Below are 21,338 nucleotides of genomic sequence, written 5' to 3'. Positions count from 1 at the left end.
GCGGTGCTCAGAGCGGCAGCGCCCCATCGGTCTTGACCTCCTCCATCACGGCATAGGTGCGGGTCTCGCGCACCGCCGGCAGCGCCAGCAGAACCTCCCCGAGGAAGCGGCGATAGGCGTTCATGTCAGCGACACGGGTCTTGACCAGATAATCGAAACCGCCCGCCACCATATGGCACTCGAGCACCTCGGGCGCGCGCTTCACGGCCGCGGCAAAGCGCTCGAATGCATCGGGCGTCGTCTTGTCGAGATAGACCTCCACAAAGACGAGCAGGTTGAGGCCGAGCTTGAGCGGATCGAGTGTCGCGCGATAGCCCGTGACGTAGCCCTCGCGCGTCAGGCGCTTCAGCCGTTCGCCGGTCGCGGTCGGCGAGAGACCCACTTTCTCGGCAAGTTCGACACCGGCGATGCGGCCATCGGATTGCAGCAGGGACAGGATGCGGCGGTCGGTTCGGTCTAGCACCGGATCAATCTCTGTTTGAGTGGCCCCAAGCGTTACAATATGCGGCATTAAGGCAAATTATGCCAATTGATCTGCGGCATCGAAGGCTTGATGCTTCATATCATCCCGTCGCCCACTTTTTTGGAGCCCGCTTCCATGGTCGCGCCTGCCCCCACGCTCCCGGCTTTCCGCGCGATCTTCGCCGAGGATGACGGCGCGATCGCGACGCGGCTGCTCGCAGGCGCGCGGCGCGAGCCTGCGGCAAAGGCGCGGATCGATGCGCGCGCAACCGGGCTGATCGAGGCGATCCGGACCCGCAAGGTCGGCCTTGGCGGCATCGAGGAGTTGCTGCGGGAATACTCGCTCTCGACCCGCGAGGGCCTTGCTTTGATGGTGCTGGCGGAAGCCCTGCTGCGGGTGCCCGACGCCGCCACCGCCGACCGGCTGATCGAGGACAAGCTCGGCCAGGGCGACTTCGCCCATCACGAATCCAAATCCGACGCCTTCCTGGTCTCGGCCTCGGCCTGGGCACTCGGCATCACCGCCCGCGTCATCCAGCCCGGCGAAACGCCGAGCAGCATTATCGGCGGCCTTGCCAAGCGGCTCGGCGTGCCGACCGTGCGCACTGCGACGCGCCAGGCGATGCGCGTCATGGGCAACCATTTCGTGCTCGGCCAGACGATCCAGGAAGCGCTGAAGCGCGCCGGCTCGAAAAGCGGCAAGCTCTATCGCTACTCCTTCGACATGCTCGGCGAAGGCGCACGAACCCAGGCCGATGCCGACCGCTATTTCGCTTCTTACACCGCCGCGATCGACGCCATCGGTCGCTCGGCCGGTAACGAACCGTTGCCGGAGCGCCCCGGCATCTCGGTCAAGCTCTCGGCGCTGCATCCGCGCTACGACGCGACCAATCATGAGCGCGTGCTGGCCGAGCTGACACCGAAGGTGGTCAAGCTGGCACAGCAGGCCAAGAGCTACGACCTCAACTTCACCATCGATGCCGAGGAAGCCGACCGGCTCGAACTCTCGCTCGACATCATCGACGCCGTCGTGGCCGATCCCTCGCTGGCGGATTGGGACGGTTTCGGGCTGGCGATCCAAGCCTATCAGAAGCGCGCCTCGGCGGTGATCGCCCATATTGGAGCGCTCGCCGAGGGTCATGGCCGGCGCATGATGGTCCGCCTCGTCAAGGGCGCCTACTGGGACACCGAGCTGAAGCGCGCCCAGGAACGCGGCCTCGCGGACTACCCGGTCTTCACCCGCAAGGCGATGACGGACCTGAACTACGAGGCCTGCGCCGCGCAGCTTCTGGCACTGCGACCGCGCATCATCCCGCAGTTCGCCACGCACAACGCCCAGACCGTCGCGACCGTGGCGGAAATGGCCGGTGGATCCGAAGGCTTCGAGTTCCAGCGCCTGCACGGCATGGGCGAGGCGCTTTACGAGAAGCTGCTGGCGGGGCAGGACGGCTTTGCCTGCCGCACTTATGCGCCGGTCGGCGGCCATCAGGATCTGCTCGCCTATCTCGTGCGTCGCCTGCTCGAGAACGGCGCCAACTCCTCCTTCGTCAGCGTCTCGGGTGATCCCGACGTGCCCGTCGCGCAGCTTCTGGTGCCCCCGGCCGATATCATCGGCAATGCCGGTGCCGCGCGCCACCGCCGTATCCCGCTGCCGGCCGATCTCTTCGGCCCCTCCCGCAAGAACTCGGCCGGCGTCGAGCTCGGCCATGCCGAAAGCCTCGACGGGCTTCTGGCCGAGATCGCGACCGCAACGGCCAAGCCCTTCCCCGAGGCCAGCCCGATCATCGACGGCAAGTCGACTGGCGGAACCGCCCGCGATGTGCGCTCGCCGATCGACAACAAGGTCATCGGCCGTGTCCGCGAGGGCGACACCACGCTGGCGGGACGCGCGATGCTGGCCGCGAAGGCCGGCTTTGCCGGCTGGAACGCGACGCCCGCCCGCGCCCGCGCCGCAGCGCTCCGCAAGGCGGCGGATCTGATGGAAGCACGGCGCGGCCTGCTGCTCGCTTTGCTACAGGCCGAGGCCGGCAAGACACTGGACGACGCTCTCTCCGAGGTTCGCGAGGCGGTCGATTTCTGTCGATACTACGCCGCCGGGGCCGAGGCCAAGTTCGCCAGCGCGACCGCGCTGCCCGGCCCGACCGGCGAGGACAACCGCCTCGTCTTGCGCGGGCGCGGACCGTTCCTCTGCATCGCGCCCTGGAACTTCCCGCTTGCGATCTTCGCGGGCCAGATCGCGGCCGCCCTCGTCACCGGCAACAGCGTCGTCGCCAAGCCGGCCCCGCAGACTCCGTTGATCGCATCCGAGACCATCCGCCTGCTGCATGAGGCCGGTATTCCCACAAGCGCCTTGCATCTCGTTCCCGGAGACGGCGCGGTGGGAGCGGCCCTCGTCGGCCACAAGGAGGTCGCCGGCGTCGCCTTCACCGGCTCGACCGCGACGGCGCGCGCGATCAACCGCGCGCTTGCCGCCAAGGACGGCCCCATCGTCCCGTTGATCGCCGAGACCGGCGGCCTCAACGCCATGATCGTCGACGCGACGGCGCTGGCCGAACAGGTTGCGGACGACGTCGTGATGTCGGCCTTCCGTTCCGCCGGCCAGCGCTGCTCGGCGCTGCGCCTGCTCGTCGTGCAGGAGGATGTCGCCGACAAGATGATCGAGATGATCACCGGCGCCGCGCGCGAATTGAAGCTCGGCGATCCGCGCACCATCGACACCCATATCGGCCCCGTCATCGACTCTGCCGCGAAGCATCGTCTCGACGCCCATGTCGAGGCGATGCGCAAGCTCGGCCGCCTCAGCTGGGCTGGCAAGGCACCGGCACTGGGCGGCACCTTCGTCGCGCCGCATGTCGTCGCGCTCGGCGGCGTCGCCGAGCTGACCAGCGAGCATTTCGGCCCGATCCTGCATGTCGTGCGCTGGAAGGCGGGTGAACTCGACAAAGTCATTAACGACATTGAGGCAACCGGCTACGGACTGACGCTGGGGGTGCATTCGCGCATCGAGACGACCGTCGAGCAGGTCACGAGCCAGCTCTCGACCGGCAATATCTACGTCAACCGCAACATCATCGGCGCGGTCGTAGGCCAGCAGCCCTTCGGCGGCCACGGCCTCTCGGGCACCGGCCCAAAGGCAGGCGGCCCGAACTACCTGATGCGCTTTGCGACCGAGCAGACAGTCACGATCAACACAGCCGCCGCCGGCGGCAATGCCAGCCTGATCGCGATGGGGGAGTAAACTCGTATAGCGACCTCTCTCCACGTCTTGGTCGGGCTTGTCCCGGCCATCTCCGTCTTCGCTGATTGCAGTCCGTTTTCAAGACGCGGATGCTCGCCACAACAGCGAGCTTGACGGAGAATGCTCGGCGAGCCGCGCGCTCGCCAACCCTGCGAAACAAAGTCATGTCACTCCCCTACCGCCCCAATGTCGGCATCGCCCTGTTCAACCAGGATGGGTTCGTCTTCGCCGGGCATTCGCACAGCGCCGGGCCCGAGATCGTTCTGCCGGGGTTCGACTGGCAGATGCCGCAGGGCGGCATCGATGCCGAAGAGGACATCGTCGCGGCGGCGCGCCGCGAACTCGCCGAGGAAACCGGCATCACCAGCGCCGCCTTCCTCGCGGCCACGCCGGACTGGTGGACTTACGACTTCCCCGCCTATGCAGGGCCGCCGCACCGGCTCTGCGCCTTTCGCGGCCAACGCCAGCGCTGGGTCGCCTTCCGCTTCACCGGCCCCGAGTCGGAATTCGACATCACCCGCCCCAATGGCGACGAGCCGGCCGAATTCTCGGAATGGGCCTGGTTGCCACTGGCCGCGATGCCCGAGCGCGTCGTGCCGTTCAAGCGGCCGGTCTATCAGAAGGTCGTCTCGGCCTTCTCAGTCTTCGCCACGACGGCATACGCGACGTGATGCCTTCTCCCCATAGGAGAGAAGGTGGCAGTACGAAGCGCTGACGGATGAGGGAAAGATCTCTGTCCACAAACAAAAAGGGCCGCTATCGCGACCCTTCTCTCATCCGTCTGTGATGCAGACACCTTCTCCGACCCATGTCGGATATATCCGACATGAACATTACATCTTCCAAGATCGGACAAGCACGATCTTGGTGGGGAGAAGGGAAACTTACGCCGCCTTGCGGGTCTCGAAGACGTGCTTGAACTCGCGCAGTTGCACCAGCGTATCATGCAGGCGCTTCTGCTCGTCCTCATCATGTGAGCCGGTGAGCTTGGTCTCGGCCGTCAGGATTTCCTGATCGAGCACGGCGACGTCGACATCCTCGAGGAAACGGCCCTGCTCGGCCAGGATCGTCGTCGAGGCGGCATTGATCTCGACGAGACCGCCATTGACGAAGAATTCCTTGCCGTTGTTGTCGGTCGTCTGGACGAAGACGATGCCCGCCTTCAGCGTCGCGACCAGCGGCGCATGGCCGGCCAGCACGGTCATCTCACCCTCGCAGGAGGGAACGATGACGCTGACGACATCCCCCGAGAACAGGATGCGCTCGGGCGAGACGAGTTCGAACTTGAAGGTGGCCATCGGTGCTTTCTCCCCGGCTCGTCATGGTCGGGCTCGACCCGACCATCTCGGAAACCAGTTTGTTCTCGTCCAGAGATTCCCGGGTCAAGCCCGGGAATGACGGGTCATCAGGCGGCTTCGGCCGCCAGGCGCTGGGCCTTCTCGATGGCTTCGTCGATCGAGCCGACCATGTAGAACGCCGCCTCCGGCAGGTGGTCGTACTTGCCCTCGACCAGGCCCTTGAAGCCCTTGATCGTGTCTTCGAGCGCGACGAGCTTGCCCGGCGAGCCGGTGAAGATTTCGGCGACGAAGAAGGGCTGCGACAGGAAGCGCTCGATCTTGCGGGCGCGGGCGACCGAGATCTTGTCCTCTTCCGAGAGCTCGTCCATGCCCAGGATCGCGATGATGTCCTGCAGCGCCTTGTAGCGCTGGAGGATCTGCTGGACCTGGCGGGCGATGGTGTAGTGCTCCTCGCCGACGATCGCGGCCGAAAGCATGCGCGAGGTCGAGTCGAGCGGGTCGACGGCCGGGTAGATGCCCTTTTCAGCGATCGAACGCGACAGGACGGTCGTGGCGTCAAGATGAGCAAACGAAGCCGCGGGCGCCGGGTCGGTCAGATCGTCGGCGGGGACGTAGATCGCCTGCACCGAGGTGATCGAGCCCTTGTTGGTGGTGGTGATGCGCTCCTGCAGGTTGCCCATGTCCGTCGCCAGCGTCGGCTGGTAACCCACCGCCGACGGGATGCGGCCGAGCAGCGCCGACACTTCGGAGCCGGCCTGCGTGAAGCGGAAGATGTTGTCGACGAAGAACAGCACGTCCTGGCCCTTGTCGCGGAAGTCTTCCGCAACGGTCAGGCCCGAGAGCGCAACGCGCATGCGGGCGCCCGGGGGCTCGTTCATCTGGCCGTAGACGAGAGCGCATTTGGAGCCTTCGCCGCCGCCCTTCTTGTTCACGCCCGACTCGATCATCTCGTGATAGAGGTCGTTGCCTTCGCGGGTGCGCTCGCCGACGCCGGCGAACACCGAGTAGCCGCCATGGGCCTTCGCGACGTTGTTGATCAGCTCCATGATCAGCACGGTCTTGCCGACGCCGGCGCCGCCGAACAGGCCGATCTTGCCGCCCTTGGCGTAAGGCGCCAGCAGGTCGACGACCTTGATGCCGGTGACGAGGATCTGCGCGTCCGTCGCCTGGTCGGCATAGGATGGAGCCGGCTGGTGGATGCCGCGACGGCTGGTGGTCAGGATCGGGCCAGCCTCGTCGACGGGCTCGCCGATGACGTTCATGATGCGGCCAAGGCACTCGTCGCCGACCGGAACCATGATCGGGGAGCCGGTGTCGGTGACCGACTGGCCGCGAACCAGGCCTTCGGAGGAGTCCATCGCGATCGTGCGGACGGTGTTCTCGCCGAGATGCTGGGCGACTTCGAGCACCAGGCGGTTGCCCAGATTGTCGGTCTCGAGCGCGTTCAGGATCTCGGGCAGCACGCCGTCGAACTGCACGTCGACGACGGCGCCGATGACCTGCACGATGCGGCCGGTGCCGGTGTTGGCGGGCTTCTCGGCGGCGGCGGTCTTCTTGGTAGCGGCTTTGGCCATGGTTTCGAACCTCGGGTACAGCGTGTCGGGTGGCCGGCATGCCGGCCTAATTGCTAGGCGTTTAGAGCGCTTCCGCGCCGGAGATGATCTCGATCAGTTCCTTGGTGATCATCGCCTGGCGCGAGCGGTTGTAGAGCTGCGTCTGCTTCTTGATCATCTCGCCGGCGTTGCGCGTGGCGGAGTCCATCGCCGACATGCGCGCGCCCTGCTCGGAAGCGGCGTTCTCGAGGATCGCGCGCAGCACCTGCACCGTGAGGTTGCGCGGCAGCAGCGTCTCCAGAATCTCGCTCTCGTCCGGCTCGTAGTCATAGACGGCGTCGGTCACCTTGGTACCGGCCGGAATCTCGGCCGGGATGATGCGCTGCGCGGTCGGGATCTGCGAGATCACCGACTTGAATTTCGAGAAGAACAAGGTCGCGACGTCGAACTCGCCGGCGGCGAAGCGCGTCAGGATGTTCTGCGCGATGCCCTCCGCATTGGCGAAGCCGACCTGCTTGAAGGCGCGCAGGTCGATCAGCTCGATGATGTCCTTCTCGAACTGCCGGCGCAGGATGTCGTAACCCTTCTTGCCGACGCAGATGATCTTGACCGTCTTGCCTTCGGCCTTGAGCGCATTCGCCTTGTCGCGCGCCAGGCGCGCGATCGAGGAGTTGAAGGCGCCGCACAGGCCGCGCTCGGCAGTGCAGACGACGAGCAGATGCACCTTGTCGGAGCCCGTGCCGCCGATCAGGCGGGGCGCGCTCGAACCGGTGACGCCGGAAGCGAGATTGGCCAGCACCGTCTCCATGCGCTCGGCATAGGGACGCGCGGCTTCCGCCGCCGCCTGCGCCCGGCGCAGCTTGGCAGCCGCGACCATCTGCATGGCCTTGGTGATCTTCTGCGTCGCCTTCACGGAAGCGATGCGGTTTCGTAGGTCCTTAAGGGACGGCATCCGGTCTTGATCTCCTACCCGTCACCTGCGGGAAGCGCGGCGACGAAGCAATCCAGAGCAGGTGCGCGGCGAGGCTGGATTGCCCCGCTGCGCTCGCAATGACGATCAGGCGAACGACTTGGCGTAGTCGGTCACGATCTCTTTCAGCTTCGCGGCGTTCGCGTCCGAAAGATCCTTGGTCTTGCCGATCTCGTTGAGCATATCGACATGTTTGCCGCGCACCAGCGCCAGCAGGCCGTCCTCGAAGGCGCGGACCTTGTTGACCGGCAGCGGGTCGAGATAGCCGTTGACGCCGGCATAGATCACGACCGTCTGCTCTTCCATCTTCAGCGGCGAGAACTGCGCCTGCTTCAGCAGCTCGGTCAGGCGGGCGCCGCGGTTGAGCAGGCGCTGCGTCACCGCATCGAGGTCCGAGCCGAACTGGGCGAAGGCGGCCATTTCACGATACTGGGCAAGCTCGCCCTTGATCTTGCCGGCGACCTTCTTGGTCGCCTTGGTCTGCGCGGCCGAGCCGACGCGCGAAACCGAGAGGCCGACGTTCACGGCCGGGCGGATGCCCTGGTAGAACAGGTCGGTCTCGAGGAAGATCTGGCCGTCGGTGATCGAGATCACGTTGGTCGGGATGTAGGCCGAGACGTCGTTCGCCTGCGTCTCGATGACCGGCAGCGCCGTCAGCGACCCGTTGCCGGCCTCGTCGCCCATCTTGGCGGCGCGCTCGAGCAGGCGGGAGTGGAGATAGAACACATCGCCGGGATAGGCCTCGCGGCCCGGCGGGCGGCGCAGCAAGAGCGACATCTGGCGGTAGGCGACGGCCTGCTTGGAGAGGTCGTCATAGATGATGACGGCATGCATGCCGTTGTCGCGGAAATACTCGCCCATGGCGCAGCCGGCGAAGGGCGCCAGGAACTGCATCGGGGCGGCGTCCGAGGCGGTCGCGGCGACGACGATCGAGTATTCCAGCGCGCCGCGCTCCTCGAGCACCTTCACGAACTGGGCGACGGTCGAACGCTTCTGGCCGATGGCGACATAGACGCAGTAGAGCTTCTGGCTCTCGTCCGTGCCCTCGTTATTGGCCTTCTGGTTCAGGATCGTGTCGAGCGCCACGGCGGTCTTGCCGGTCTGGCGGTCGCCGATGATCAGCTCGCGCTGGCCGCGGCCAATCGGGATCAGGGCATCGATCGCCTTGAGGCCGGTCGCCATCGGCTCATGCACCGACTTGCGCGGAATGATGCCGGGCGCCTTGACGTCGACGCGCGAGCGCTGGGTCGCCTTGATCGGCCCCTTGCCGTCGATCGGGTTGCCGAGCGCGTCGACGACGCGGCCGAGCAGCTCGTTGCCGACCGGAACGTCGACGATCGCGCCGGTGCGCTTGACGGTCTGGCCTTCCTTGATCTCGCGGTCGGAACCGAAGATCACGACGCCGACATTGTCGCTTTCGAGGTTGAGCGCCATGCCGCGCACGCCGCTCTCGAACTCGACCATCTCACCGGCCTGGACCTTGTCGAGGCCGTAGACGCGGGCGATGCCGTCGCCGACGGAGAGAACCTGGCCGACCTCGGTGACGGAGGCTTCGGACCCAAAATTCGAAATCTGGGCCTTCAGGATCGCGGAGATTTCAGCGGGGCGGATTTCCATCAGCCGACCTCTTTCATGGCAAGACGAATTGAATTGAGCTTGGTTTTCAGCGAGGCGTCGACCATGCGGGAGCCCATCTTGACGACGAGCCCGCCGATCAGCGCCGGATCGATCTTGATCGCGACATCGACAGCCTTGCCCGCGACGGCGGCGAGCGCAGCGCGGATTTCCTCGACCCTCTTGGGCGCGGGCGCCTCGGCGAGCGTGACCTCGGCGCTGACGATGCCCTTGGCTTCGGCGACGAGAGCCTTGTAGCCGGCGATCATGCCCGGCAGCGCGAAAAGGCGGCGCTTGCTGGCGACGAGACCGATGAAGTTGGCGGCGATGCCGGAAATCTTGGCGGAAGCGAGAACCGCCTTGATCGCGCCGGTCTGCTCTTCGGCCGAGAAGGCCGGGCTGCCGACCAGGCGGCGCAGATCTTCGCTCTCGGCGAGCATTGCCGAAAAGCTGTCGAGATCGGCGGAGACGGCGTCAATGGCGTTGGCCTCTTCGGCCAACTCGAAAAGGGCCGTGGCGTAGCGACCGGCTACGCCCGAAACCAATGATCCCTGCGATCCGCCTTCAGCCACGCGTCACGTCTCTCGTTTCAAAGGACTGCTCCCGGCGACCCTCTCAGCAAGGGTGGAGTGCGATGTCCTGGCGCTGCGATGTATCACGGGCGAGAAACCAGCAAGACGGCTTCGCGACCTAAATGTGGCGGTGCACTAGCATGTGGTTCTGGGGCGCGCAATCCGTTGATGGCGATCGAAGGCCGGGTTTTGCCCGTCCTTTCAGTCGTTCAAAGGGAGGCTGACATGTTCACAGGAAGCTCTGCGGATCGACATCGACTGCGACCCTGACCGAGCCCTTGGGTTTGCCGCCGCGCTTCAACCATGCGCGCAGGTAATCCTGAAGATTCACCTCGCGCTCCGTTTTCACGATCAGGCGCATGCGATGGCGCCCGCGCAGCACGGCGAGCGGCGCTTCCGCCGGCCCGAGCACGCTGACGCCGTCCGGTGCTTGCGCACAGCGTGCCAGCGTCCGCGCATGACCTTCCGCCTCGGCCTGGCTGTTGGCGGAGATGATCAGGCCCGCGAGCCGGCCGAAGGGCGGCAGGCCGGCCGCCTCCCGCGACGCCGCCTCTGCGGCATAAAACCGCTCCGGGTCGCCGGAGACCAGAGCCTTCAGCACGGGATGCGACGGGTCATGCGTCTGCAGCAGGGCCCGGCCCGGCCTTTCGCCCCGCCCGGCCCGGCCCGTCACCTGCCTCAGCACCTGGAAGGTGCGCTCGGCCGCACGCGGATCGCCCGAGGTCAGGCCGAGATCGGCATCGACCACCCCGACCAGCGTCATGCCCGGAAAGTTGTGGCCCTTGGCGACGAGCTGCGTGCCGATGACGATATCGAACTCGCCGGATGCGACCGCCATCAGCTCCTGCTTCAGCCGCTCGGTGCCGCCGGGAAAGTCACTCGACAAAACGATGCCCCGCGCCTGCGGGAACAAGGTCGCCACCTCCTCGGCCAATCGCTCGACGCCCGGCCCACAGGCCGTCAGGCTGTCAGCGGCATGACATTGCGGACACTCGTTCGGCCGGCGCTCGACATGGCCGCAATGATGGCAGACCAGCGCCCGCCGAAAACGATGGTCGACCAGCCAGGCCGAGCAGTTCGGGCATTGGAAGCGATGCCCGCAGTCGCGACACAAGGTCAGCGGCGCATAGCCCCGCCGGTTCAGGAACAGCAAAGTCTGCTCGCCGGCCTCCAGATTGACCGCCATCGCCTTGGCCAGCGCGTCGGAAATCCAGCGTCCGCGCGGCGGCTTGTCCTGGCGCAGATCGACGAGGCCGAGCGTCGGCAGGCTGCGACCGCCGAAACGCTCCGGAAGCTTGAGATGGACATAGCGGCCGCGCTCGGCATTGACCCGCGTCTCCAGCGAGGGCGTCGCCGAGGTCAGGATCACGGGCGCGTTCTCGATGCGCCCGCGCACCACCGCCATGTCGCGGGCATGATAGGCGACGCCATCCTCCTGCTTGTAGGCGGCCTCATGCTCTTCATCGACGACGATCAGCCCGAGATCCCTGTAAGGCAGGAAGAGCGCCGAGCGCGCGCCTGCGACCACCTTCGCCTCACCGTTGGCGATCGCCGCCTGCAGCCGCTCGCGCCGGCGTCCGGTCACCGCCGAATGCCATAAGCCCGGCCTGACGCCGAAGCGCGCCTCGAAACGGTCGATGAACTGCGCCGTCAGCGCGATCTCGGGCATCAGGATCAGGCTCTGACGGCCGAGCCTGATGGCCTCCGCCACCGCCTCGAAATAGACCTCCGTCTTGCCCGAGCCGGTGACGCCTTCGAGCAGCGTCACGCCATAGCTCTCGGCCTTGACCGAGGCGACCAGCGCATCCGCCGCCGCCGCCTGATCTTCGGACAATGCCGGCCTGGCATGGTCCGGGTCGGGCATCGCCGCGACCGCATCGCGCGGCAGGGGCTCGACCGTGAAGGTGCCGGCATCGACGAGGGAATCGATCACCGCCGCGCTGACCGAAGCCGCTTCCGCCAGCGCGCTCTTAGCTGTAAGCAGGCCGCCCGCAGCCGCAGCGATGGCCCGCGCGCGCGCCGGCGTCATCCGGGCGGGAGGGGCGCCGACGAGACGGATGCCCAGCCTGGGCCGCTCCGGCGTGTCGTCGGGCGGGCGACGCAAAGCCAGCGCCAGCACCGAGCCCTTCGGCGCCAGCGTGTACCAGGCCACCCAGTCGACCAGCTTCATCAGCGCGCCATCGAGCGGCGGCATGTCGAGCCTGGCCGTGACCTTCTTGAGATTGCCGCCGCGCCCGGAGCCCATTTCCCAGACGACGCCGACCGTCTCGCGCGGCCCCAGCGGCACCTGCACGACGTCGCCCGGCGCCAGCACCAGCCCGGGCGGCACGGCATAGCTGTAGGCCTGGTCGAGCCCGAGCGGGATCAGCACATCGACCGTGCCGCCTTCCGCCGTCTGCTCCGCATCGCCGCTCATGGCGCCTGCCTAGCCCCTCGCGCCGGGAGCGACAACCGCCTGCCTTGGCATTGCCCCGATCGCCTGATTTCTGCGACCCTGTCGGTGAGGGCACCGTCGCGCAATCATCCACCAGCCGAGTTGACGAGCGAGCCATGACGAGAACCTGTCCCCATCTGGTCCGGCTTGCTTTCGCGGCCGGCCTCATCCTCGGTCCCGCAACGCAAGGCCTCGCCCAGCCAAAGCCGCCGGAGAACTGGCCGGCGATCAAATGCGAGCGCTACACCAGGGCCTATGCCGAGGCGCTGACGAAGTTCGGGCGCAAGGGGCTCGGCCAGCCCTTTCTCGACGCCCACGAGGCCTTCCTCGTCTCCGGCTGCAGCATCAAGGGCGAGGTCTGCCCGCGCAGCGCCGAGGAGCTGAACCTCGCCAATGTCATGGTCATCATGGGCATGAACCAGGGCATGGCCAGCACCTTCATGCCCTTCGCCTGTCCCAGGGCGTAGCGACGCATGGCCGGCAGCCGACATTGATTCGCACGGTGTTAAGGCAGACCCGTCATGCTCGCCCTTGTGGCGAGCATCCACGTCTTGAACACAGGTCTCGACCAGCAAAGACGTGGATGGTCGGGACAAGCCCGACCATGACGGCTGAGGACGCATGCATCCGTGACCGATTTCGACACCCTGACCCGCGACTGGCTCGGCCATCTCGCCCATGAGCGCCGGCTCTCGCCGAAGACGCTCGAAGCCTATGGCCGCGATCTGCGCCAGTTCGCCGTCTTCCTGACCGAGCATCTCGGCGGCGCCCCCTCGCTATCCGACATCGCCACTCTCAAGCCCGCGGATCTGCGCGCCTTTCTCGGCCGGCGCCGCCGCGACGGCGTCGGCAACCGCACCCTGATGCGCCAGCTCGCTGCACTGCGCTCGCTCGCCCGTTTCGGCGAGCGCACCGGCAAGCTGAAGGCCGCAGCTTTTGCTGCGACGCGGGGCCCGCGCATCGGCAAATCCCTGCCGCGCCCGCTCGAAGCCGGCGCCGCCAGGGCCGTGACCCAGGCAGACACCCGCGCCGGCGAGGCGCACGAGCAATGGATTCTCGCCCGCGACGCCGCCGTGCTGGCCCTGCTCTATGGCTGCGGCCTGCGCATCTCCGAAGCGCTCTCGCTCACCCGCGCCCAGGTCCCGGCCAGCCCCGGCGACACGCTCACCGTCATCGGCAAGGGCAACAAGACCCGCATGGTCCCGGTGCTGCCCGTCGTCGTCACGGCAATTGCCGAGTATCTGTCGCTCTGCCCCTGGCGCCTGCCGCCGGACGGCCCGCTCTTTCTCGGCGCCAAGGGCGGTCCGCTTTCTCCGCGCATCATCCAGCTCGCAGTCGAGGGGCTGCGCGGCGCGCTCGGCCTGCCTTCATCGGCGACGCCGCACTCGCTGCGCCATTCCTTCGCCACGCATCTGCTCGGTCGCGGCGGCGATCTCCGCGCGATCCAGGAACTGCTCGGCCACGCCTCGCTCTCGACGACGCAGATCTACACCCGCATCGATTCGGCGAGGCTGATGGCGGCCTATGACGCCGCCCATCCGCGCGCCGGCGCGGCGTCAGCTTTCCGGACAACAAAGCCATTTGATGCCGCAGCGGAATGACGTACAGCGCAGAGCCCAGCGACCGGAGCCTGCCTGATTCATGTCGACCGAGATCGAAACCCCGCAAGGTGGCAACAAGCGCATCGCGCTGCTGATCGCGATCCTTGCGCTGATGCTCGCCTTCTCCGAGATCGGCGGCAAGAACGCGGAGCAGGACGCTCTGGCCAAGAATGTCGAGGCCTCCAATCTCTGGGCCTTCTTCCAGGCCAAGACCATTCGCGGCACCACGCTGCGCACGGCAGCCGAGGCGATGGAGGTCGATCTCGCCGGAGCCACCGACCCCATTGTCCGGGAGCGCCTGCAGAAGCGCATCGAGGGCTGGAAGGCCACGATCGCCCGCTATGAATCCGAACCTGAGACCAATGAAGGCCGCAAGGAGCTGATCGTGCGCGCCAAGGCCGCCGAAGCGCAGCGCGACATCTCCAGCGCCCGCGACGACAAATACGACATCGTCTCCGGCCTCTTGCAGATCGCGATCGTGATCTCCTCGGCGGCGATCATCACCGGCATCAGCCTGCTCGCCTGGACGGGTGGAGCGCTGGGCCTGGCCGCCCTGGCCCTGATGTTCGTCGCCCAACTGGCGCCGACGGCGCTGTTTTGAGCTTGGCAATATCCGCGGCGACACTCTTCGCGACAAGCATCAGCCGCTGACGCGCCCGGAAAACACGCCGTCACCCTCGACCGGCCAATCGATCCTCGACAAGCCGCTTGGAAGCTCAGGCCGGGCGCGGGAAATCCGGCAGTGGCTGGCGCAACTGCTCCCACGCCCGCGCCATCCGCAGCACGCCGAGATCGTCGAAGCGCCGGCCGGTGATCTGCAGACCGATCGGCAGGCCGGCAGCGGTCATCCCGGCCGGAACTGCAACCGAGGGCTGGTCCGACATGTTGGCCGGCAGCGTGAAGACAATGTGCTCGAAGGGCTGGTGCGGGTCATGGATCGGCGAGGCCAGCTCCGCCGCATAGCTCGGCACCGGCGCGACCGGCGAGAGCACGAAGTCGAACGGCGCGCTCTGCTTCAGCGCCGCATCCTTGATCGCCAGCATCTGGCTCATGCCGCGATAGACACGTTCGCCGGATAGAGCCTCGCCGCGCCGCGCCCATTCGAAGATGTAGGGCAGCACCCTGGCCTGCCGCTCCGCGGGCAGCGCACCGATATCAGCCCAGGCGCGCTGGCTCCAGAAATCGTCGAGCCCGTCCAGCATCTCCCGCGTCAGGAAGGCCGGCGCCTCCTCGACAATCGCGCCGGCCGCCGCGAAGGCCCTGGCCGCCGCCTCGATCGCAGCCTGCGTCTCCGGCTCGACAGGGATGCCGATGCCGGGATCGAGCTGGAGGCCGAGCTGCAACCCCGTCAAATCCATGTCGAGCGACAGCCAGTCGATCTCCTGCAGCGGCAGGCTCATGCCGTCGCGCGCATCGGGCTTCGAGATCTCGCGCATCATCAACGCGGCATCCGCGACTGTGCGGGTCATCGGCCCGGCAACACGGCCGTAATAGCTCGGATCGATCGGCACGCGGCCGAAGCTGGGCTTCAGGCCGACGAGCCCGCACCAGCCCGCCGGCAGGCGGATCGAGCCGCCGATATCGGTGCCGATATGGAGCGGGCCGTAGCCGGCAGCTCCAGCCGCGCCCGCGCCCGCCGACGAGCCACCCGGATTCTTCGACAGGTCCCAGGGGTTGCGCGCCAGCTCGTGAAAGCTCGACAGCCCTGAAGAGAGCATGCCGTAATCCGGCATCGTCGTCTTGGCGAGCATGACGAGGCCAGCCTCCCGCAGCCGCGCCGCGACCGGCGCATCCTCCGGCATCGGCACGAGATCGCGCGCCGCCGTGCCGACCGGCATCGGCGTGCCCTTCGTCGCGATGTTCTCCTTGATCGTGCCGGGCACGCCATCAAGCGGCAGCGCCTCGCCCGTCATCCAGCGCATTTCGGAGGCCTTCGCCGCCGCACGCGCCGCCTCGGGTTGATAGGCATAGAGCGCCTTGAGCCGCGGCTCCCAGGCCTCGATGCGGGCAATCACCGCCTCCGTGACCTCGACCGGCGAGAGCGCTCTGGCGCGATAGGCGTCGAGCAGTTCGACGGCGCTGAGATCGGCGGGATCGGGCATCGACATGGTCCTCTCGGCGGCTGCGCCATCCCTATCGGGCATAGCGACGCCTGCCAAAGCAAGCCGCGCGCCGAAAACGGCTTGCGACGAGCCCGGCGCAGGAATCACGCTCAGACGAAGTAGTCGGGATTTTGCTCCTGCAGCCGCAGCAGGTCGGGCAGCAGCGTGCCGAGATGCATGCGCATCGCACTCTCCGCTCCCGGCCCGTCATGCCGGCGGATCGCGTCGACGATCGACAGATGCTCGCGGATCACCATCGCCATGCGCCCGGGCACCGGCAGGGTCATGCGCCGGCAGCGATCGATCTGGCTCTTGGCGGCATGCGCGATCTTCCAGATGCCGGGATAGCCGGCGAGCGTCGCCAGCGTTTCGTGGAAGGCCTCGTCGGCAAGGTGAAACCCCTCCTGATCGCCGGCCTCCAGCGCCTCGTGCTGGCGCGCGATCGTCGCATCCAGCTTCGCGATGGCCTGCTCCGTGCCGATCCGCGCCACGAGCTCGACGGTCGCGCATTCCAGCGCCTGCCGGATGAAGACGGCCTCGGGGATCGCCTCGGTCGGAATCCGCGCCACGAAGGTCCCGGCTTGCGGGAAGATCTCGACGAGACCTTCCTCCTTCAGCCGGATCAGGGCCTCGCGCACCGGCGTTCGGCTGGTGCCGAAGCGGCCGGTCAACTCCTTCTCGACCAACGCCGCGCCGGGCACGATCTCCATCGCCAGGATCGCGCGGCGAAGCTCGTCCTGCACCACCGAGGCGGCAGTCGAGCGGCCGGACGGCACGCTGGCCAGCGGCTGGCGACGGCGCTCGCGTCTGGGGCTGTCCTCGTCGGCCGCCGGTGGGATCGTGATCTGCGACATCGTCCTGCCTTCGCTCCTCCCGCGCGTCCAGAGGCCGCGTGTCGGGACCAGACGTCGCGACGCCTGCTCCCTTTTGCGGATAGCACGGGCCTCTTTGACATACTAGTATATTAGTATATTGACCCCAACTCGCGGCGGCGCCTATGGTCCGCCCGAAGGCTGCCGGGAGTTCCGCATGACGCTGCTTCACGATGATCGACTCTTCCCCGCCGACCCCGTGACGCGCGGTATTGCCCGCCGGCTCTACGCCACGATTCGCGACCTGCCGATCATCTCGCCGCATGGCCACACCGATCCGCGCTGGTTTGCCGAGGACCAGCCCTTTCCCGATCCCGCGACGCTGCTGGTCAAGCCCGATCATTACATTTTCCGCATGCTCTATTCGCAGGGCGTGCGGCTCGAACAGCTCGGCATCCCCCGCAAGGACGGCGGGGCGATCGAGACCGATCCGCGCGCCGTCTGGCGCCTCTTCGCCAAGCATTGGTATCTGTTTCGGGGCACGCCGACCCGGCTCTGGTTCGAGCACGCGCTCTCGTCGGTCTTCGGCATCAACGAGCGGCTCTCGCCCGAGAATGCCGACAGGATCTACGACCGCATCGCCGAGAAGCTGGACGAGCCGGAGCTGCGCCCGCGCGCCCTGTTCGAGCGCTTCAGGATCGAGGCGATCTCGACCACCGAAGGCGCGCTCGACGACCTGAAATGGCACGACATGATCAAGGCGTCGGGTTGGGGCGGCAAGGTCGTCACCGCCTATCGTCCCGACAGCGTTGTCGACCCTGAATTCGAGGGCTTCGCCGCCAATATCGAGCAGTTCGGCGCGCTGACGGGTGAGGATGTCGCGAGCTGGAGCGGCTATCTCGCCGCCCACCGCCAGCGCCGCGACTATTTCCGCCAGCGCGGCGCTACCTCCTCCGACCATGGCCACGCCACTGCCCGCACAGCGAACCTCTCGAAGGCGGATGCGAAGGCGCTGTTCGCCAAGGTCGTCGCCGGCCCGGTCTCGGCCGACGAGGCCGATCTCTTCCGCGGCCAGATGCTGACCGAGATGGCGAAGATGAGCCTGGATGACGGGCTCGTCCTGCAGATTCATCCCGGCTCCTCGCGCAACCACAACGCCTCACTGTTCGAGCATTTCGGACGCGACATGGGCGCCGACATCCCGCGCCAGACGGATTATGTCACCGCGCTCAAGCCGCTGCTCGATGCGGTCGGCAACGAGCCGAACCTGACCGTCATCGCCTTCACCCTCGACGAGACCAGCTATTCGCGCGAGCTCGCTCCGCTCGCCGGCCACTACCCGGCGCTGAAGCTCGGACCGGGCTGGTGGTTCCTCGACGCGCCGGAAGCCATGCTGCGCTTCCGCGAACTGACAACCGAGACCGCCGGCTTCTACAACACCGTCGGCTTCAACGACGACACCCGCGCCTATCTGTCGATCCCCGCGCGCCATGACGTCGCCCGCCGCTGCGACTGCACCTACCTGGCCAAACTCGTCGCCGAGCACCGGCTTGACGAGGACGAGGCCGCGGAGGTTGCCCACGACCTCGCCTATCGACTGGCCAAGGAGGCCTATCGCCTGTGACCGGGACCAAGATGATCGACGAACGCCAAGCCGCCCATCCGCGCGACGTGAAGGGCTACGACACGGAAACGCTGCGCGAGGATTTCCTGATCGAGCGCGTCTTCGTGCCGGGCGAGATCTCGCTGACCTACAGCCATTACGACCGCATGATCGTCGGCGGCGCGACGCCGACGGCCACGCCGCTGGCGCTCGCCCCCTTCGCGCCCACCGGCACGCCGTTTTTCCTGGCGCGCCGCGAACTCGGCGTCATCAATATCGGCGGAGCCGGCAGCGTCACCGTCGACGGCAAGGTCTTCGATCTGCCGAGCCTGGACGCGCTTTATGTCGGGCTCGGCGCGAAGGAGGTCTTCTTCGCCAGCGCGGATGCCGCCAATCCGGCGAAATTCTACCTGACCAGCGCCCCGGCCCATCGCGAGGCGCCGCACCAGCTCATCCGCCAGTCGGACGCCAATACGCTGCATCTCGGCTCCGCCGAGACCTCGAACAAGCGCACCATCCGGCAATATGTCATGCCGAACACGACCGGCACCAACCAGCTCGTCATGGGCATGACGGCGTTGGAGCCGGGCTCGGTCTGGAACTCGATGCCCTGCCACACCCATACGCGGCGGATGGAGGCCTATCTCTACTTCAACCTCGATCCGGCCCACCGCGTCTTCCACTTCATGGGCGAGCCCACCCAGACCCGCCACCTCCTCGTCGCCAACGAGCAGGCCGTGATCGCGCCGAACTGGTCGATCCATTGCGGCTGCGGCACCTCGAACTATGCCTTCGTCTGGGCCATGGCCGGCGACAATGTCGAGTTCACCGACATGGACGCCGCCCCCGTGGATACGCTGCGCTGATGGCGGCGGCCTCGCCCTTCGGCCTGACCGGGCGCACGGCGCTGGTGACGGGCGCCAATACCGGCATCGGCCAGGGCATCGCGCTGGCGCTGGCTGAGGCCGGAGCAACCGTCATCGCGGCCGGGCGCTCCGACATGGGCGAGACGCAGGCGTTGATCACTGAAGCCGGCGGCGCCGGCCACGCGCTCAAGGTCGACCTCCAGCAACAGGGCATCGCGCCTCGCGTGATCGACCAGGCTAACGACCTCGCCGGCCCGCTCGACATCCTGATCAACAACGCCGGCATCATCCGCCGTGCCGACGCCCTCGATTTCAGCGAAAGCGATTGGGACGAGGTCATGAACGTCAACCTCAAGGCGACGTTCTTCCTGGCCCAGGCCTTCGCGAAATCGGCGGTGGACGCTGGCCGCACCGGCCGCATCGTCAACATCGCTTCGCTGCTCGCCTTCCAGGGCGGCATCCGCGTCGCCTCCTACACGGCAAGCAAGAGCGGGCTCGCCGGTCTGACGAAGCTCCTGGCCTGTGAATGGGCGGCGAAGGGCATCAACGTCAACGCGATCGCGCCGGGCTACATCGAGAGCAACAACACGCAGGCCTTGCGCGCCGATCCGGACCGCAACGACGCGATCCTCGCGCGCATCCCGGCCGGACGCTGGGGCAGACCGTCGGATATCGGCGGTGCCGCCGTGTTCCTCGCAAGCGACGCCGCAGCCTACGTGAACGGCGCCGTCATCCCCGTCGACGGAGGCTGGCTCGCCCGATGACCGATCATCTCGATACCTTCTTCCAGCACGAGGCCGACATCGCCTGGGAGCCCACCGAGCCCGGCGTCAAGCGCAAGATCATGGCCTATGGCCGTGACCTGATGGTCGTGCGCGTGGTCTTCGAGGCAGGCGCCATCGGCAAGCCGCACCAGCATCCGCACCGCCAGGCGTCCTATGTCGAGAGTGGCGTCTTCGACGTCACGATCGATGGCAGGACCGAGCGGCTCGTCACCGGCGACACCTTCTTCGTGCCCGCCGACCTCGTCCACGGCGTCACCGCGGTCGAGGCGGGGCAGCTTATCGATTCCTTCACGCCGATGCGCAGCGAATTTCTCTAGACGAGACCGCCCTGCCGGCCACCGCCGGCAAGGCTCCCATCACGGGACAAGAACGACCGGAAAAACCCGGCGCCATCATAAAACGGGAGAGGACAACCACCATGCTCACCAAACGCATGTTCAGCGCGCTCGCGAGCGCAGCCATCTTCGCAGCCGCCACCACCGGCGCCAGCGCCCAGACCACCCTGCGCTCGACCGACATCCACCCGACCGACTATCCGACGGTCGAGGCAGTTCGCCACATCAGCAAGCTGCTGGAGGAGCGCACCAAGGGCCGCATCAAGATCAACGTCTTCCACTCGGCACAGCTCGGCAACGAAAAGGACACGATCGAGCAGACCCGCTTCGGCGTGATCGACCTGAACCGCATCAACATGGCGCCGTTCAACAACCTGATCCCGGCGACCAACGTGCCCTCGCTGCCCTTCATCTTCCGCTCCGTCGATCACATGCGGAAGGTCATGGACGGCCCGATCGGCGACGGCATCCTGAAGGAGTTCGAGAAGCACGACCTGATCGGCCTCGCCTTCTACGATTCCGGCTCGCGCTCCTTTTACAACTCCAAGCGCCCGATCACCACGCCCGCCGACATGAAGGGCATGAAGATCCGCGTGCAGCAGTCGGACATGTTCGTGGCGCTCGTCTCGGCGCTCGGCGCCAACGCCACCCCGATGGCCTTCGGCGAGGTCTATTCGGCCCTGCAGACCGGCGTGATCGACGGCGCCGAGAACAACTGGCCGTCCTACGAGTCGACCAAGCACTACGAAGTCTCGAAATTCTACTCGGAGACCGAGCATTCGCTGTCGCCGGAAGTGCTGGTCATGTCCAAGCGCAGCTTCGACAAGCTCTCCAAGGAAGACCAGGAGATCATGAAGGTGGCGGCCAAGGAATCCGTCGCCAAGATGCGCGAGCTCTGGGACGCCCGCGAGAAGACCTCCGAAGCCAAGGTCAAGGCCGGCGGCGCCGTGATCAACAAGGTCGAGAAGCAGCCCTTCATCGACGCGATGAAGCCGGTCTACGACAAGTTCGTCACGGATGCGGCCCTCAAGGACCTCGTCGCCAAGATCCAGGCGGTCAAGTAATCCGCTTTATCTGATCCCGGGCGGCGGCC

At 66.8% G+C, this 21,338-nt stretch carries 19 protein-coding genes; 10 read left to right on the top strand and 9 right to left on the bottom strand.

The annotated features are described in order from the left end of the window. Positions 1-7 precede the first annotated feature (7 nt). Positions 8-463 (bottom strand): Lrp/AsnC ligand binding domain-containing protein, encoded by a 456-nt coding sequence (locus C8D03_RS12855; RefSeq protein WP_248308449.1) that lies wholly within the window; start codon positions 461-463, stop codon positions 8-10. Between the two features lie 135 nt (positions 464-598). On the opposite strand from C8D03_RS12855, the gene putA reads away from it, so the two are divergent. Next, the gene (gene putA / locus C8D03_RS12850; RefSeq protein ID WP_108051591.1) at positions 599-3,700 is read left to right on the top strand and encodes a bifunctional proline dehydrogenase/L-glutamate gamma-semialdehyde dehydrogenase PutA; all 3,102 of its coding nucleotides are present in this window, start codon (positions 599-601) and stop codon (positions 3,698-3,700) included. A gap of 164 nt (positions 3,701-3,864) precedes the next feature. Further along, positions 3,865-4,371: an RNA pyrophosphohydrolase gene (locus C8D03_RS12845; RefSeq protein WP_108046614.1), complete on the top strand. Its 507-nt coding sequence runs from the start codon at positions 3,865-3,867 to the stop codon at positions 4,369-4,371. Positions 4,372-4,584: 213 nt separating this feature from the next. Here C8D03_RS12845 and C8D03_RS12840 read toward each other — a convergent pair whose 3' ends face one another. The 6 genes from C8D03_RS12840 to C8D03_RS12815 form a co-directional block, all read right to left on the bottom strand. Beyond that, positions 4,585-4,998 (bottom strand): F0F1 ATP synthase subunit epsilon, encoded by a 414-nt coding sequence (locus C8D03_RS12840; RefSeq protein ID WP_108046613.1) that lies wholly within the window; start codon positions 4,996-4,998, stop codon positions 4,585-4,587. Between the two features lie 107 nt (positions 4,999-5,105). Then, positions 5,106-6,572 carry a F0F1 ATP synthase subunit beta gene (gene atpD, locus C8D03_RS12835; RefSeq protein WP_108046612.1) on the bottom strand — a complete coding sequence of 489 codons (1,467 nt, stop codon included), beginning with the start codon at positions 6,570-6,572 and terminating at the stop codon, positions 5,106-5,108. A gap of 61 nt (positions 6,573-6,633) precedes the next feature. After that, positions 6,634-7,503, bottom strand: a complete 870-nt coding sequence (locus tag C8D03_RS12830; RefSeq protein ID WP_108046611.1) for a F0F1 ATP synthase subunit gamma — start codon at positions 7,501-7,503, stop codon at positions 6,634-6,636. Between the two features lie 105 nt (positions 7,504-7,608). Then, complete coding sequence (gene atpA, locus C8D03_RS12825; RefSeq protein ID WP_108046610.1) at positions 7,609-9,138, bottom strand: F0F1 ATP synthase subunit alpha; 1,530 nt, start codon at positions 9,136-9,138, stop codon at positions 7,609-7,611. Next, positions 9,138-9,707 carry a F0F1 ATP synthase subunit delta gene (locus C8D03_RS12820; RefSeq protein ID WP_108046609.1) on the bottom strand — a complete coding sequence of 190 codons (570 nt, stop codon included), beginning with the start codon at positions 9,705-9,707 and terminating at the stop codon, positions 9,138-9,140. Before C8D03_RS12820 ends, atpA begins: the two co-directional genes overlap by 1 nt. A 229-nt stretch (positions 9,708-9,936) precedes the next feature. Next, positions 9,937-12,123 (bottom strand): primosomal protein N', encoded by a 2,187-nt coding sequence (locus tag C8D03_RS12815; protein ID WP_108046608.1) that lies wholly within the window; start codon positions 12,121-12,123, stop codon positions 9,937-9,939. A gap of 134 nt (positions 12,124-12,257) precedes the next feature. Here C8D03_RS12815 and C8D03_RS12810 point away from each other — a divergent pair, with 134 nt between their 5' ends. The 3 genes from C8D03_RS12810 to C8D03_RS12800 all read left to right on the top strand — a co-directional run bounded on the left by C8D03_RS12810 (position 12,258) and on the right by C8D03_RS12800 (position 14,343). Beyond that, a complete protein-coding gene (locus C8D03_RS12810) occupies positions 12,258-12,608 on the top strand; it encodes a hypothetical protein (protein WP_108046607.1) in 351 nt (116 codons plus the stop codon). Between the two features lie 162 nt (positions 12,609-12,770). Beyond that, complete coding sequence (locus tag C8D03_RS12805; RefSeq protein WP_282568594.1) at positions 12,771-13,742, top strand: tyrosine recombinase XerC; 972 nt, start codon at positions 12,771-12,773, stop codon at positions 13,740-13,742. A 40-nt stretch (positions 13,743-13,782) separates the two neighbouring features. Continuing rightward, positions 13,783-14,343: a DUF4337 domain-containing protein gene (locus C8D03_RS12800; RefSeq protein ID WP_108046605.1), complete on the top strand. Its 561-nt coding sequence runs from the start codon at positions 13,783-13,785 to the stop codon at positions 14,341-14,343. Between the two features lie 115 nt (positions 14,344-14,458). Here the strand turns inward: C8D03_RS12800 and C8D03_RS12795 are convergent, their stop codons facing one another. Together C8D03_RS12795 and C8D03_RS12790 are read right to left on the bottom strand one after the other, a co-directional pair. Further along, positions 14,459-15,844 (bottom strand): amidase, encoded by a 1,386-nt coding sequence (locus C8D03_RS12795; RefSeq protein ID WP_108051589.1) that lies wholly within the window; start codon positions 15,842-15,844, stop codon positions 14,459-14,461. A gap of 110 nt (positions 15,845-15,954) precedes the next feature. Next, positions 15,955-16,698: a GntR family transcriptional regulator gene (locus C8D03_RS12790; protein ID WP_108046604.1), complete on the bottom strand. Its 744-nt coding sequence runs from the start codon at positions 16,696-16,698 to the stop codon at positions 15,955-15,957. A 175-nt stretch (positions 16,699-16,873) separates the two neighbouring features. Between C8D03_RS12790 and uxaC the strand changes: the two genes are divergently transcribed. From uxaC to C8D03_RS12765, 5 genes are all read left to right on the top strand, one after another. Next, the gene (gene uxaC, locus C8D03_RS12785) at positions 16,874-18,280 is read left to right on the top strand and encodes a glucuronate isomerase (protein ID WP_108046603.1); all 1,407 of its coding nucleotides are present in this window, start codon (positions 16,874-16,876) and stop codon (positions 18,278-18,280) included. A gap of 11 nt (positions 18,281-18,291) precedes the next feature. Further along, positions 18,292-19,125: a 5-dehydro-4-deoxy-D-glucuronate isomerase gene (gene kduI / locus C8D03_RS12780; protein WP_108051587.1), complete on the top strand. Its 834-nt coding sequence runs from the start codon at positions 18,292-18,294 to the stop codon at positions 19,123-19,125. Further along, positions 19,125-19,889: a 2-dehydro-3-deoxy-D-gluconate 5-dehydrogenase KduD gene (gene kduD / locus C8D03_RS12775; RefSeq protein WP_108046602.1), complete on the top strand. Its 765-nt coding sequence runs from the start codon at positions 19,125-19,127 to the stop codon at positions 19,887-19,889. The genes kduI and kduD overlap by 1 nt, the downstream gene beginning before the upstream one ends. Beyond that, positions 19,886-20,227 (top strand): cupin domain-containing protein, encoded by a 342-nt coding sequence (locus tag C8D03_RS12770; RefSeq protein ID WP_108046601.1) that lies wholly within the window; start codon positions 19,886-19,888, stop codon positions 20,225-20,227. The genes kduD and C8D03_RS12770 overlap by 4 nt, the downstream gene beginning before the upstream one ends. A gap of 101 nt (positions 20,228-20,328) precedes the next feature. Continuing rightward, the gene (locus tag C8D03_RS12765; RefSeq protein WP_108046600.1) at positions 20,329-21,309 is read left to right on the top strand and encodes a TRAP transporter substrate-binding protein; all 981 of its coding nucleotides are present in this window, start codon (positions 20,329-20,331) and stop codon (positions 21,307-21,309) included. Positions 21,310-21,338: the final 29 nt, after the last annotated feature.

Source organism: Bosea sp. 124, assembly GCF_003046175.1.
Lineage (GTDB): Bacteria > Pseudomonadota > Alphaproteobacteria > Rhizobiales > Beijerinckiaceae > Allobosea.
This window is presented reverse-complemented; position numbering and strand designations above follow the sequence as displayed.

Bases quoted from the DNA above. Each gene is read 5' to 3' on its own strand.
- C8D03_RS12840 (WP_108046613.1), bottom strand. From the start codon at position 4,998: ATGGCCACCTTCAAGTTCGAACTCGTCTCGCCCGAGCGCATCCTGTTC.
- atpD (WP_108046612.1), bottom strand. From the start codon at position 6,572: ATGGCCAAAGCCGCTACCAAGAAGACCGCCGCCGCCGAGAAGCCCGCC.
- C8D03_RS12845 (WP_108046614.1), top strand. From the start codon at position 3,865: ATGTCACTCCCCTACCGCCCCAATGTCGGCATCGCCCTGTTCAACCAG.
- C8D03_RS12795 (WP_108051589.1), bottom strand. From the start codon at position 15,844: ATGCCCGATCCCGCCGATCTCAGCGCCGTCGAACTGCTCGACGCCTAT.
- atpA (WP_108046610.1), bottom strand. From the start codon at position 9,138: ATGGAAATCCGCCCCGCTGAAATCTCCGCGATCCTGAAGGCCCAGATT.
- C8D03_RS12800 (WP_108046605.1), top strand. From the start codon at position 13,783: ATGTCGACCGAGATCGAAACCCCGCAAGGTGGCAACAAGCGCATCGCG.
- C8D03_RS12790 (WP_108046604.1), bottom strand. From the start codon at position 16,698: ATGTCGCAGATCACGATCCCACCGGCGGCCGACGAGGACAGCCCCAGA.
- C8D03_RS12830 (WP_108046611.1), bottom strand. From the start codon at position 7,503: ATGCCGTCCCTTAAGGACCTACGAAACCGCATCGCTTCCGTGAAGGCG.
- uxaC (WP_108046603.1), top strand. From the start codon at position 16,874: ATGACGCTGCTTCACGATGATCGACTCTTCCCCGCCGACCCCGTGACG.
- C8D03_RS12810 (WP_108046607.1), top strand. From the start codon at position 12,258: ATGACGAGAACCTGTCCCCATCTGGTCCGGCTTGCTTTCGCGGCCGGC.
- C8D03_RS12765 (WP_108046600.1), top strand. From the start codon at position 20,329: ATGCTCACCAAACGCATGTTCAGCGCGCTCGCGAGCGCAGCCATCTTC.
- C8D03_RS12815 (WP_108046608.1), bottom strand. From the start codon at position 12,123: ATGAGCGGCGATGCGGAGCAGACGGCGGAAGGCGGCACGGTCGATGTG.
- kduI (WP_108051587.1), top strand. From the start codon at position 18,292: ATGATCGACGAACGCCAAGCCGCCCATCCGCGCGACGTGAAGGGCTAC.
- putA (WP_108051591.1), top strand. From the start codon at position 599: ATGGTCGCGCCTGCCCCCACGCTCCCGGCTTTCCGCGCGATCTTCGCC.
- C8D03_RS12770 (WP_108046601.1), top strand. From the start codon at position 19,886: ATGACCGATCATCTCGATACCTTCTTCCAGCACGAGGCCGACATCGCC.
- kduD (WP_108046602.1), top strand. From the start codon at position 19,125: ATGGCGGCGGCCTCGCCCTTCGGCCTGACCGGGCGCACGGCGCTGGTG.